General features: G+C 63.5%; 10 protein-coding genes. 8 read left to right on the plus strand and 2 right to left on the minus strand.

The window, feature by feature from the left end:
• Positions 1-269 precede the first annotated feature (269 nt).
• Positions 270-1,646, plus strand: coding sequence for a YdgA family protein (locus tag HS961_RS17480; RefSeq protein ID WP_182324181.1), 1,377 nt, complete (start codon positions 270-272; stop codon positions 1,644-1,646).
• 107 nt (positions 1,647-1,753) lie between these two features.
• Here HS961_RS17480 and HS961_RS17485 read toward each other — a convergent pair whose 3' ends face one another.
• A complete protein-coding gene (locus HS961_RS17485) occupies positions 1,754-2,281 on the minus strand; it encodes a DUF2242 domain-containing protein (RefSeq protein ID WP_238347641.1) in 528 nt (175 codons plus the stop codon).
• 434 nt (positions 2,282-2,715) lie between these two features.
• On the opposite strand from HS961_RS17485, the gene HS961_RS17490 reads away from it, so the two are divergent.
• From HS961_RS17490 to HS961_RS17520, 7 genes are all read left to right on the plus strand, one after another.
• A complete protein-coding gene (locus tag HS961_RS17490) occupies positions 2,716-3,594 on the plus strand; it encodes a peptidoglycan DD-metalloendopeptidase family protein (RefSeq protein WP_412101606.1) in 879 nt (292 codons plus the stop codon).
• Positions 3,595-3,864: 270 nt separating this feature from the next.
• Entirely contained in the window at positions 3,865-4,701 is an 837-nt protein-coding gene (locus tag HS961_RS17495; protein WP_182324185.1) for an META and DUF4377 domain-containing protein, read from the plus strand.
• Positions 4,702-5,029: 328 nt separating this feature from the next.
• Positions 5,030-6,310: an MFS transporter gene (locus HS961_RS17500; protein ID WP_182324187.1), complete on the plus strand. Its 1,281-nt coding sequence runs from the start codon at positions 5,030-5,032 to the stop codon at positions 6,308-6,310.
• Between the two features lie 91 nt (positions 6,311-6,401).
• Positions 6,402-7,226, plus strand: coding sequence for a pseudouridine synthase (locus tag HS961_RS17505; protein ID WP_182324188.1), 825 nt, complete (start codon positions 6,402-6,404; stop codon positions 7,224-7,226).
• A gap of 79 nt (positions 7,227-7,305) precedes the next feature.
• Complete coding sequence (locus tag HS961_RS17510; protein ID WP_238347642.1) at positions 7,306-8,580, plus strand: MFS transporter; 1,275 nt, start codon at positions 7,306-7,308, stop codon at positions 8,578-8,580.
• A 113-nt stretch (positions 8,581-8,693) separates the two neighbouring features.
• Positions 8,694-9,890, plus strand: a complete 1,197-nt coding sequence (locus tag HS961_RS17515; RefSeq protein WP_182324191.1) for a M20 aminoacylase family protein — start codon at positions 8,694-8,696, stop codon at positions 9,888-9,890.
• 65 nt (positions 9,891-9,955) lie between these two features.
• Positions 9,956-11,059, plus strand: coding sequence for a TraB/GumN family protein (locus tag HS961_RS17520; protein ID WP_182324193.1), 1,104 nt, complete (start codon positions 9,956-9,958; stop codon positions 11,057-11,059).
• A 67-nt stretch (positions 11,060-11,126) separates the two neighbouring features.
• On the opposite strand, the gene HS961_RS17525 is transcribed toward HS961_RS17520, so the two are convergent.
• On the minus strand, positions 11,127-13,109 hold the full coding sequence (locus tag HS961_RS17525) for an AAA family ATPase (RefSeq protein WP_238347643.1): 1,983 nt from the start codon (positions 13,107-13,109) through the stop codon (positions 11,127-11,129).

Genomic DNA, 13,109 nt, shown 5'->3' on the forward strand with positions numbered 1-13,109 from the left:
CGTCTTTTGCAGTCAATAGCAAGCTATTGACAAGGAAGACAACGCAGCGGATCGCCAGAGACCGCGTTCAGACCACGGCAGGGAGTTTTGCAGAGGGGCCCTAGATATTGCGGCTATCGCAAGGCGGCAACACCTGCTCACACAGGCAGGCAATTGGGCGTTGCCTCTGTTGCGAAGCGCCCCCTACAATGCACGCTTCACAAAGCGTACAGCGACAACAAATCAAAGAAGCCTTACGCATCCAGTTTCATACACCAGAGGGGAACACCATGAAAAAACTAGGCATCGGCATTGCCGCAGCCGTGGCCGTGCTGGTCGCGGGTGGCGCAGCCACCGGCTATATCGTTGGCAACAACATCGAAGCAGGTTTTGCCACCGCCGCCCAGGAGTGGAGCAAGCCGCCACTGCTGGTGCAAGTCAAGGAATACCAAAAGGGCATTTTCTCGTCGACTGCCCAAACCCTGTGGACGGTGGACACCGGCGAAGAAAAGCTGCAGTTCACCGCCCAGCACGCCATCAGCCATGGCCCGCTGCCCATTGCGCACTTGGCAGAGATCGTCTCCACCTTTGCGATCAACCCCGATGCACCGCCTGAATGGGTCGTGGCCTTCAAGAACAAAGCGCCCCTGGTCTGGAAGAGCCAGGTGGGCTGGTCCAAGAGCACCCAAAACGAGGTGACCTCACCGGCCTTCAACGGCGAATTTGGTGGTGACAAGCTCGCTTTTGGTGGCTTCAAGTCGGACTTCGAGATGTCCTCCGATTTCAGCCGCATCAAGGGCGATGCATCGATGCCCAGCCTGCAGCTGCAGTCCACCCCCGGTGAGGAAGACGAGGGCCAGGCCTCCGAGATGCTGATGAGCGGCAACACCATGCGCTTTGACATGCACCAGCCCAGCGGCCATGAGTTCATGGTGGGCAGCATCGAGTGGGCGCTGGCCAGCCTCAAGATCACGCCCAAGAACGGCGAAGACCCCGCTGAGCTGAAAGACCTGAAACTGGTGGGCGACACCCAGCTCGCCGGTGAGTCGGTCAACAGCAGCATCAATGGCACCGTCAAATCCTTTGTACAAAAGGACCACAAAATTGACGACATGGTCATGGACATGACCCTCAACAACCTGGACGCGGGCTGGCTGAACCAGTTCACCAAGGAATCGCAAAAGGCCCAGGGCGATCCAGAAGCGCTGCAAATGCTGCTACTCCAAGGCATGCAGCAGTTGCTGGCGCGCAAGCCAGAGCTCGACGTCAAGCGCATCAGCTGGCGCACGGCAGAAGGCACGTCCGAGATGGCCGCATCGCTGGCCTACCAAGGCGATGCGAGCAAACAGATCAACCCCATGATGGACCTCAAAGCCCAGCTGCGCCTGGATATGCCCAAGCCCGTGCTGCAGTCTCTCTACGCCAGCAAAGTGCGTGAGACCTACCTGCTGGAAAACGAAGTCTCGGACATTGACGAGAAGCAATTGGCAAGCACTGTGCAAGAGGACGTCAACGCGCGTTTGAGTGGTCTGGTGCAAGCCGGCTTGCTGGTCGAGAACGGCGACCGCATGAGCTCGAAGCTGCAGTGGGAACAAGGCCAGCTGCAGGCCAATGGCAAGCCGCTGGACCAAAATGGCATGATGGGTCTGCTGTCCGCCATGCCATAAACGGCAGCGCCAGCGCCACAAAAAACCAAGCCCGCCATCTCAACGATGGCGGGCTTTTTGCTGTGCGATGCGCAGTGTGCCAACTAAGCGGGCATGCCGCCTGCGAACTACTCGACGAATTCCTCATCGCCGGTCAGGCTCTGCTGGCGCAGCTCCTCGTCTTGGCGCAGATAGGATTTGATCAGGTCAAAGAAGCTGTCGTAGAAAGTGGCCGAGCTGACGGTCTCGCTGCCCACCTTGACCATCGAATCATTGCCGGCAGAAAACGGCAGCGAGAGCGAACCCAAGGCGCCGACACCCACGCTGGCCGAGTTGCTGCTTTTCTTGAGGTTGTAGGTGTCCTTGAGCGCAGACACAAAGCCCAGGGTCACCTTGCCGTCCTTGGTGTCAGCCGCGCAAACCACGCGGATGGTGATGATCTGGTGGTTGTCGGTCGCTGGTTGGAAGCTCTTTTGGCCTTCCACCTCTTTGCCCTTGGAGACATTGATCAGATAGCCCTGGCTCAGCAGCGCACGGCGTGCGGCCTCGCAGGCGCGCTCGGGTGGCGCATCAAAAAGCCGCGTGTAGGTGGCAGACGATCCAAAGGTTTCAGCGGCCACCACGTTGTAGCGGTGGCTGTCGGACTCACGGTCCAAGCTGCCGCAACCCGATAGCCCAAGCGCCAAAGCCACCACCAAGGACCCGCCCACCAAAGCGCGCTGAGGTTTGCAACTGCTGAATGCAGCCAGTGAAAGTAGATCTGAATGCTTGCCGAACATGAAAGAAACGAACTCCCGAAACAACATGATGACCTGGACGCCATGGATACAGGCCCAAGCGCACCACTGTAAAGGATGCCACTGCGGCAGGATGTCAGCCAACGCCTGTACAGCAGCGGTGCTGAACGAACCACACCCACTGCCTAGCGACAATACCAGGCGGCCTTGCATGCTAACAGTCGGCGCGATGGGCGCCAACAGCGCCTCATTGGTTTACCAAATTTTGCATATTATGCGCGGCATTTACCCTTGATGGAAAAGCCCGAGGCGCTATGCTTTTAAAAGCACCTCCAACCACGCTGCCCACCACCATGTCCATGCCAGACTCCGCCCGCCCTACCGATTCCTCGCGCCTGCAACGCCGCCTTTTGCTACAGGCTGGAAGCGGCTTGGTGCTGCTGCCCTGGCTGCACAGCGCGCAGGCCGCTGCGACCGACGGCTGGCCTGCCGACTCACGCGTTCCCGGCGGCGTCGCCCGCCTGTCGCTCGGCCCTGCGGCAGAGCGGCCCCAGGCTTTTGCGGGCGACATTCCACTGTTGGTGCTCGGCGATGCCATTGAGTGGACGGCACTGGTCGGCATACCGCTGTCGGCCGCCACCGGTGCTGCAGAGATCAAGCTGCAAACGCCCAGCGGCTCACGCAGCATCCCCTTCACCGTGCGCGACAAGAAATACAGCGAGCAACGTTTGAAGGTGGCACCCAAGACGGTCGACTTGTCTGCCGCCGACAATACCCGCTACGAACGCGAGCGCGACCACCAGCAACAGGTGATGGCCACCTTCAGCACGCCACTGCCTGCCAACCTGCAGCTTCCGGTGCCCGTGCCTGGCCGGCGCTCCAGCTCATTTGGCTTGCGCCGCGTGTTCAACGGCCAGTCCCGCAATCCGCACAGCGGCATGGACATCGCAGCCGGCACCGGCACGCCGATCAAGGCACCGCTGGATGGCAAGATCATCGATGTGGGTGACTACTTCTTCAACGGGCACACTATCTGGATGGACCATGGTGGCGGCTTTTTGACCATGTACTGCCACCTGAGTGCCACCCAGGTGCGCGAAGGGCAGACCGTGCGCGCTGGCGAGGTCATCGGCAAGGTGGGCGCCACCGGCCGTGTGACTGGCCCTCACCTGCACTGGGGCGTGATGCTCAACCGCAGCATGGTCGATCCTGCACTTTTCCTGACGGCCTGATGCAAGCGCCTGTGGTTATCCCAGATATCTGTGGGTCAGCATGTGGACAAGGCTCTGGACAAGATGGCAAGCTATTGGCCTGCTTCAATAATTTCCATACGCCTAAGAATTAGGCAGTCGCCTCCGCAACAGCCGGCATGAGGGGGCTGAAAAGCGCCAAGCTTGGCCTACACCAGCGCAGGCTGGCGGGCCCTACCATGACAAGCTAAGTTTGCTTTCACTCACCGCAGCGCGCATGCAGGCGCTGCCTAGAACAAGGAAAAACGCACTATGCAACGTTGGAAACTGATGAGCCTGAGCGCAGCCGCAGCCATGGCCCTGGCCGCCTGCAGCAGCACCCCGTCCTCCACCTCCGTGGCACCGGCCACGGGCAGCACCGTACCCGCCATGAACGCCTCTGCCGCTGACAAGACCCTGCAGGCCTACCACTGGGACCTGGAACGTGCCGAGGACCAGGCCGGCCGCGCGCTGCCCGCCTTCACCGCGCTGGCACCGAAGAAGGTACTGCGCCTGGGCTTCAGCGGGGATGCCAAGACGGCGCACCGCGTGAGCATTGGCAACCTCTGCAATGTGATGGGCGCTGGCTACCAGCTCGATGGCGACAAGATCAGCATCACCAACCCGATCGGTACGATGATGGCTTGCGAGCCCCCCTTGATGCAGCTGGAGCAAGCGGTGAGCGCACAGATCACCCGTGCCGAGAGCCTGCGCATCACGCAAGACAATAATGCCCCGCGCCTGACCCTGCACTTCAACGACGGCAGCCGCTGGCTGCTGAAGTCGGTGCCTACTAACGCCACCAAGTACGGCAACGCCGGCGAGACCATGTTCTACGAAGTAGGCCCGCAGACCAAGCCTTGCAACCATGGTGTGGCCAAGGGTGTGCAGTGCCTGCAGGTACGTGAACTGCGTTATGACAGCAACGGCCGCAAGACCGTGGCGGGCGACTGGCAGCACTTCTACGGCAACATCGAAGGCTACCAACATGAAGCCGGTTACAGCAATGTGCTGCGGGTCAAGCGCTACACCATCGCCAACCCGCCGGCAGATGCATCGCGCTACGCCTATGTGCTGGACATGACGGTGGAGACCGCCAAAGCCCCTTGATAGCGGCCCGCTGGCGCCTGTGGCGCCCGTTGTAGGCAGAGCCTGAGCCCGGCCTTCTTTGAGGCCACAAGCCCCCCCCGTTGCTGCCCTTTCGTGGCAACGGGGGTTTGGCGTTTCTGGGCCCAGCGCCGGCCAGCCCTTGGCAGCACATGGCGCGCATCCAATACCGCGCACAGCCATCCCGCGCATTTGGGCAAGGCCTGCCTGCCGCATGGATAAGCCCAACTCTTATATAAGAGTTGAGCAGCCGTGGCAGAATGGCGCCACAACAATCCACAACCATTCATCGGTTGCAGCAGCGGTGCCATCGCAGGCTGCGCAAAACCCCATGCCAGCGACTACCCCATCTGCCCCTCCGCGGCTGCTGCGCGACCAGCACAGCGGCTTTCTCATTTTCCTGATCGCGCGCGTATTCGCTGTCGGCGCCACCCAGATCCAAGCGGTTGTGGTGGCCTGGCAGGTGTATGACCTGACGCGCAACCCGATGGCGCTGGCCTTTGTCGGCCTGGCCCAGTTCATCCCCATGCTGCTGCTGCTCTTGCCCGCTGGCGAGCTGATCGACCGGCTGCCGCGCAAAAAGGTGCTGGCCACCAGCTGGGCGCTGGGCAGTGTCTGCAGCGCATTGCTGCTGTGGCTCTCCGGCCATGGCAACGCGGGCGTGGCAGGTATTTATGCGGTGCTGGTGCTGTATGGGGCCACCCGTGCTTTCTCAGGCCCGGCACTGCAAAGCCTGTTGCCGCAGTTGGTGCCCATGGCGCTGCTGCCCAAAGCCATTGCCACTAACAGCGTGGTGATGCGCTGCTCGGCGATTGTTGCGCCCATGCTGGGCGGCTTTTTGTACGCAGCGGGCGGGGCCGTATGGACCTATGGCGTGTGCATGCTGGCCTTCGCCGTCGGCACGGCGCTGCTGCTACGGGTCAAGGTGCTGTATGCAGCACCCAAGATAGTGACCGAGCCCGGCGCCCCGCGCGATTCGATCTGGCAGCGCTTTGGCGCCGGCATCCGCTTTATCTTTGGCCGCCCCATGGTCCTGGGCACCATCTCGCTCGATCTGTTTGCGGTGCTGCTGGGCGGCGTGGTCGCGCTGTTGCCCATCTATGCCCATGAGGTGCTGCACACCGGGCCTGAGGGCCTGGGCCTGCTGCGCAGCGCCATGGCCATCGGCGAGGTCTGCGCTGGCCTCTACCTCAGCAGCCGCCCCTTTGGCACCCAGGTGGGTCGTCGCATGATGCTGGCCGTGGCCGTGTTCGGCATCGCTAACCTGGTGTTCTCGCTGTCGCACTGGCTGTGGCTGTCCTGCCTGGCGCTGGCGATTGCTGGCGCCGCCGATATGGTAAGCGTCTATGTGCGCGGCTCGCTGCTGCAATTTGCCACGCCTGACAACATGCGCGGCCGCGTCAATGCCGTCAACATGCTGTTCATCGGCTCGTCCAACGAACTGGGCGAGTTCCGCGCCGGCACCAGTGCCGCCCTGCTGGGCGCCGTGCCGGCTGCCGTTGCTGGCGGGCTGTGCTCGCTGCTGGTGGTGGGGCTATGGACGCGGCTCTTCCCGAGCCTATGGAGGGTGAACCGCTTTGAGGATGCGCAGTACACCTCGGCGGGCAAATAGCCTCTGGTGGGATAGGCTGCAGCCCCTTGCGCGCGCGGGCGCAGGTGCAAGGTTTAGCCCTGCACCCGCGCCTTAGAATAGGCCCCCAGCCATGCCCATGATCCCTGCCTCCGTCGCCCACCCCCATGCCCAGGACCAGCCTCTGCCCGTGCTCTGGCGCGACGAGCATCTGATCGCCATCTACAAGCCGGCCCAATGGCTGGTGCACCGCACGGGGCTGGATGCGGGTGAGACACGCTTTATCGTGCAGACCTTGCGCGACCAGATTGGCAAGCATGTGTTTCCGCTGCACCGGCTGGACAAGGGCACCTGCGGCGTGCTGCTGCTGGCGCTGCATGCAGAAGCAGCCAGCCGCACGCGGCAGCAGTTTGAAAACCACCAGATCGGCAAGCGCTACCTGGCGATGGTGCGTGGCTGGGCACCGCTGCATGCGGAGGTAGACCACGCGCTGCGCCCGGATGATGCACCCGAGGACGCGGCAGCCCAGCCAGCGCAAACCCGCTTTGCCCGCCTGGCCACGCTGGAACATGCCGATACCTATGACGCGCGCTTTGCCGGCACGCGCCTGTCCCTCGTGCAAGCCGAGCCGCACACCGGGCGCCGCCACCAGATCCGCCGCCACCTCAAGCACATCGCCCACCCCATCATCGGTGATGCCACGCATGGCAAGGGCCCCCTGAACCGCTGGTGGGCCGAGCGCCTGGGGCTGCAGCGGCTGTGGCTGCATGCCTGGTCGCTGTCGCTGCAGCACCCTTATACCCAAGTGCCTTTGCAGATTGAGAGTGGCCTGCAGTTTGCGCCAGTAGCGCCGCAGCCAGCATCAGCATCAGCACCTGGCAGTGGCGAGCCGCAATCGCACCCCAGCCTGCAGCAATGGCAGGCGCTGCTGCGCAGCCCGCAATGGTCACGTGATTGACAAACCGGGGCGGCGTACAACGCCACCATCGCAAGACCAGAGCCGCACATAGTTTTTCAGATGCGCGCACACTCGCCCCGTGCAAAAACAACCAACAACATCTTCTTCCGCCAGCCCCGCTGCTGCCCCAGGCCCCACCCTCAGCCCCACCCTCAGCCCCGCCGTCCTGCTGCTGATGGCAACCGCCTGCGGCCTGTGCGCAGGGGCCAATTACTTCAACCAACCGCTGCTCAACTCCATCGCGCATGCGCTGCAGGTGAGCGAAAGCACGGCCGGCATCCTGGTCACCTGCGCGCAGGTGTCGTATGCCATCGGCCTGCTGTTTCTGGTGCCGCTGGGCGATATGCTGGAGCGCCGCAAACTGACCGTGGGCCTGATGCTGCTCGCAGCGATTGGCCTGCTCGTCAGCGGCTTTGCCGAGTGGATGCCCTCGCCCTTCACGGCGCTGGTGCTGGGCACCCTGGTGACCGGTTTGTTCTCGGTCGCAGCCCAGGTGCTGGTGCCGATGGCCGCCAGCCTGGCACCACGTGAATCCAGCGGCCGCGCCGTCGGCCTGGTGATGAGCGGTTTGCTCACCGGCATCTTGCTGTCGCGCACCGTTGCCGGTTTGTTGTCGGCCGTGGGCGGCTGGAGCCTCGTCTACAAGGCGGGCGGTGTGGCCATGGTGCTGGTGGCGCTGGCGCTGTACCGGGTGCTGCCCAAGGTGGCGCACAGCGGCGCACGCCTGCCCTATGGCCAGGTGCTGGGCAGTATGGCCACGTTGATCCGCACACAGCCACGCCTGCGCACCCGCACCTTGTTGGGTGGCCTGGCCTTTGCGTCGGTCAGCGTGTTGTTTTCCACGATGGCCTTGATGCTCGGCGGCCCTGAGCACGGTTTGAGTGATTCGTCGATCGGATTGATTGGCCTCTCCGGTGTGGCCGGCGCCTTGATGGCCAATGCCGCAGGCCGCCTGGTCGACAAGGGCCTGGAGCGCCCGACCACCGCCTTCTCCGTGCTGCTGCTGGTCGTCAACTGGGCACTGCTCTGGTACAGCCAGCACTCGGTGTTTTTGTTCATCGTCGGCATGCTGGTGATCGAGCTGGCGCTGCAAGGCACCCACATCTGCAACCAGAACGTCATCTACCGGCTGGCACCCGAGGCGCGCTCGCGCATCAATGCCTGCTATATGACGGGCTACTTTATCGGTGCCTCTGCCGGCTCGGCCATCGGCGCCTGGGCCTGGCACCATGGCGGCTGGACGGGCGCCTGCATCGCTGGCACGGTGCTTGCATTGCTCAATGTGGCGGCCTTGCTGGCCGACCGCAGGCTGTCCCATCCGAACGCCCAGGCATCTGGGCCCAGCGCCACCTAAAGGGCGGCCCGGCGCTGTCGCGCAGACGCCCCGGGCGGGCAGGAGGAAAATGGTAGGCTTGCATTCCAGGCATGGCAGCCCATGGCCGCCGGCACCGACACGAGAGAGAAACCATGTACCTCGACCAAGACAACGCGCCCAACATCAACCAGCTCACCGCATTCCGCCGTGATCTGCACATGCACCCCGAGCTGAAGTATGAAGAGAACCGCACTGCCGACAAGATTGCGGCCTACCTGACGGCGCTGGGCATCCCCATGCTGCGCGGCATGGGCACCACCGGCATTGTGGCCAGCATCTACGGCCGGGGGCGCGATGCCAGCAACCCCGGGCCAGCCATCGGCATCCGCGCCGATATGGATGCGCTGCCGGTGCAAGAGACCAACCAGTTTGGCCACATCAGCCAGTACCCGGGCCGCATGCATGCCTGCGGCCACGACGGCCACACGACCATGGTGATGGGTGCCGCTGAGCTGCTGGCGGCGCAGCGTGATTTTGATGGCACCGTACACCTGATCTTCCAGCCCGGTGAAGAAGGCGGCGCGGGCGCCCGCGCGATGATGCAGGACGGCCTGTTTACCCAGTTCCCCTGCCAGGCGGTGTTCGCACTGCACAACTGGCCGGCGCTGCCGCAAGGCCAGATGGGGGTGCGCGTGGGACCGATCATGGCCGCTGCGCTGCGCTTTGAGATCGTCGTGCGCGGCCGGGGCGGCCATGCGGCGCTGCCCCACACCACGGTGGACCCGATCCCCGTGGCCTGCTCCATCGTCGGCCAGCTGCAAACCCTGGTCTCGCGCGGCACCGATCCGCTCGATGCCGCCGTGCTGACCGTGGGCAAGATCGAGTCCGGCACGGTAGAGAACATCATCCCCGATGAGGCGCGCATCTACGGCACCTGCCGCAACCTGACCCTGGCCTCCCAGCAGTTTCTCATCGACGGCCTGCACCGCGTCTGCAGCCACATCGCCGAGGCGCACTTTGCCAGCGCCGAAGTCATCATCAAACCCGGCTACCCCAACACCACCAACCACCGCAAAGAGGCGCTCTTCATGGGCGAGGTGATGCGTGAGATGGTCGGCAACACCCATGCCCACACCGATGTGCTGCCGGCGATGACGGCCGAGGACTTTGGCTTCATGCTCGAAGAAGTACCCGGCGCCTATGGCTGGATCGGCAATGGCGCCGATGGCCAACCGGGCGTGGGGCTGCACAACCCCGGCTATGATTTCAACGACAACAACATCGCGCTGGGCGCGAAGTTCTGGGACCGACTGGCACGCCGCTGGCTGGAGACCCAGGCGCTGCGCTAAGCCCCCACTGCCGCAAGAGGCCGCTCCGTTTTTGGAGGCCGCTGCGGCCTGACTTGGAGCCCCTTTTGCCGCGTCTACCCAGCCTCATCCAACTTCCCCGGCACGCCGCACGCGCGCTGCGCCGCTTTCCACAGTTACTGCTCGGGCTGGCCTTGCTTGCCGGCGGCCATGCGGCCCAGGCACGTGCGCCTGTGGCAGAAAAACCAGCGCCCACCAGCAACCCCGCCTGCCCCGCACCACCGGTTACCGATCCGGCGGTGTACCAGGCCGAGGCGCGCAAGCCGCAGCCCGACCGGGGTGTGCTCTGGCAACTGCGCAAGGGCGACGATATCGCCTATCTCTGGGGCAGCATCCATGTGGGGCAGCTGCCCTGGATCATTCCCGGCCCGCGCACCCAACAAGCGCTGCGCGGCGCCCCTGCGATTGCGCTGGAGCTGGACCCGGTCGACCCCGCCACCTTGCAGGCCCTGACGCAGGCGATGCGCGAGGACAGCGACCGGCAACAACTCATCATGCGCCAGCACCCTGAGCTGCAAGCGCGCATGGGCCGCATGGCAGTTGAATCCTGCATAGACACCAGCACCTGGCAGACCAACGCCTCCACCCTCGCCCGCATCATCATGCTGGGCATGCAGGATGTGGCCCGCAGCGGCTACCACCCCGCCTACGGCATCGATGTGAACCTGGCAGCCATCGCCCATGCCGCCGGCCGCCCCGTCAAAGCCATCGAGACGGCGCAAGAGCAATTGGTCGCCATGGGCCTGGGCGGCAATGGCGTGCCGGCGCAACTGGCCACGCCCGAGGACATCCGCAAGGCCCTGGATGACATCGACAGCGGCAAAAACCGCCAGGTGGCGCTGGACCTGGTGCACCATTGGGAAAGCGGTGACCTGGTAGCCCTGGACCAGCTGACGCGCGATTGCCAGTGCCTGGGCGACATGGGCATGAAGGCGGCACTGCTCGACAACCGCAACCAGCGCATGGCCGAACGGCTGCCAGCCATGATTACAGCGCAACCCAATCTCTTTATCGCCGTCGGCCTGCTGCACATGGTGGGCGACAACAACCTGCTGGAGCTGCTGCAAAAGCAGGGCTACACGGTGCGGCAGTTGACGGGCAAGGGGGCCGATACCGCAGCCGCTGCCAGCGCCCCTGCCAAAGCACCCTAAGCGCCGATAAAAAATGCCGCCGGCTTTGCAGCGGGCGGCATAAAAAGATAGACCTCAGCTGGCGCGTTCAGGCTATCTGAGGGCGCTGGTCATGCTTGGCCAGCATGTCGGCATAGGGCTCCAGCACCCATTTTTGTTCTGCGGCATCCGGGATCTGCGCCGCACTGGCTTGCACCACCTGGCCATGCGCGGCACACAGCTGTGCCATCGCGGCCGGGCTGATCAGGCCCTCCCGCAGCAGCAAGCTGGTCATTGCCATCAGCAAGGCGTTGTGCTGCACCAGCAAGTCCTGCGCACGCAGCATCTGCGCTTGCAGCAAGGCCTCGATACCGGCATTGGTGGCTGCCACTTCGGTATTGGTGTTGTCGCCCGGCTCCTGGGCCACATCGGTGCGCGACAGGCGCGCCCCAAAACCCAGATGGCGCAGGTAACGCGCCGCATCCGCCGTAGTCTGCAGGATGTCCTGCTCGGCCCCGGTGGTACAGGCCTCCTGGCCAAACACATGGCGCTCGGCCGCGCGGCCCGCCAGGCCCACGCAAACCATGTCCAGCATATTGCGCTTCGAGGTGGCCTGCAGCTCAGTAAAGCTGTTGTAGCCGCCTTCGAAGGTAGCGATGTTGATCTTCAGCTCTTGCGGCGTGCGGCCAAACAGCAATGCATAGACCAGACCATGCCCCGCCTCATGCACCGCCAGCAAGGCCCGAAAATCCGCGCTGGTGCGCTGCTTGACCTTGTTCAGATCCAGCGGCACGGCAAAGCACTGTTGCAACGGCGCTGGCGCATCCGGCAGCGCCAGTTGCACCTGCAGCTGCGCCGCGCCAGCGGCCATTTGCACCTGCAATGGCTGCCCTGCCTGCGCGCCCTGCTCCAGCGCCCACAGCGCCGCATCCACCAAGGCACTCGACAAGATCGTGTGCACCGACGAGAACAGCGGCCGCGTCCCTTGGGTGGGAAAGACGGCGTTCTGGTAGATCTGCGCCAGCACATCCGGGCCGATGACAAAGCGCAGCCCGCAGTTGGCCTCAATGCCTTGCACATAGTTGTGCACGGTCATCGCAATCAGCTGCTCATAGGTCGAGCGGCTGAACGACGGGTAGATCACATGCTGGTTGCCCAGCCGGGCGATCTGCTCGGGTTTGAAGCGTTCGGCCAAGGCCCGCTTGACATCGATCAGCGACAAGCGGCTGGTGAGCCGGTGGAAGATGTCGGCATCGGTGTCGCAGTCCTCGACGCGGCTGGCCGTCTCCGAGTACATCTCATCGAGGTTGCCACAGACAAAGACCAGCAGCTTGCTGTAATCGGTCTCCCAGGATTGCTGAGAGCTACGAAACTGGACCAGCAGCTGGTGAATGTAGTCATTGCTCCACTGCATGATGTCCAGCAAGGGCGCATCGAGCTTCAGGCTGCGCTTGAGGGCCTGCGCGTCCCAGGCATCAATCTTGTAGCGCATCTTCTGCTTTTTGCGCCGCTCCTGCGCATCGTCTTCTTCGGCCCGCTCGGCGTCATAGAGCGCATCCGCCAGTTTGCGCTCGATGCTGTGCAGCTCCGACAAAGCCGGTGGCAGCTTGCCATCGGACAACAAGGCCCAGACATCCTGGTAGCGCTCGACCTTGCTGTCTTCGCCACGGCTGCTTACCGTGCGGTAACGCTGGAACTCATCGAGCACCAGGATGCCAGGCGCGCCTTCCACCAGCCCCGCACTCTCGAGCGTGCCGGAGATAGTGGATGCGCCATAGCTGTCACCGTTTTGGCTGAAGCCGTCCATCTGGACTTCGACAAAGCGATCATAAAAACCCAGCAGCTGCGCCAGGCGGCGCGTCAGCTGGGTCTTGCCCGTGCCTGTCAATCCCCACAGGCACACAATCACAGGGCGGGTAATGAGCTGGGGCATCACATACCAGGCGCGCACGGCGCCCGTCACACGGTCAATCACGTCATCAATACCGATCAATTCGGTTTTCAGCTGGGCCGCAATGGCCTGCAGGTTTTGCTGACGCTCATGCATCTGTACGCGAAGCAATAGCTCCGGGGAGGTTTTCATTTCTTTCAT

The organism is Comamonas piscis (assembly GCF_014109725.1).
In the GTDB taxonomy this organism is placed as follows: Bacteria; Pseudomonadota; Gammaproteobacteria; order Burkholderiales; family Burkholderiaceae_C; genus Comamonas; species Comamonas piscis.

Excerpts from the sequence above, each read along its gene's own strand:
- HS961_RS17490 (WP_412101606.1), top strand. The coding sequence starts at position 2,716 with ATGTCCATGCCAGACTCCGCCCGCCCTACCGATTCCTCGCGCCTGCAA.
- HS961_RS17480 (WP_182324181.1), top strand. The coding sequence starts at position 270 with ATGAAAAAACTAGGCATCGGCATTGCCGCAGCCGTGGCCGTGCTGGTC.
- HS961_RS17495 (WP_182324185.1), top strand. The coding sequence starts at position 3,865 with ATGCAACGTTGGAAACTGATGAGCCTGAGCGCAGCCGCAGCCATGGCC.
- HS961_RS17505 (WP_182324188.1), top strand. The coding sequence starts at position 6,402 with ATGCCCATGATCCCTGCCTCCGTCGCCCACCCCCATGCCCAGGACCAG.
- HS961_RS17525 (WP_238347643.1), bottom strand. The coding sequence starts at position 13,109 with ATGAAAGAAATGAAAACCTCCCCGGAGCTATTGCTTCGCGTACAGATG.
- HS961_RS17515 (WP_182324191.1), top strand. The coding sequence starts at position 8,694 with ATGTACCTCGACCAAGACAACGCGCCCAACATCAACCAGCTCACCGCA.
- HS961_RS17500 (WP_182324187.1), top strand. The coding sequence starts at position 5,030 with ATGCCAGCGACTACCCCATCTGCCCCTCCGCGGCTGCTGCGCGACCAG.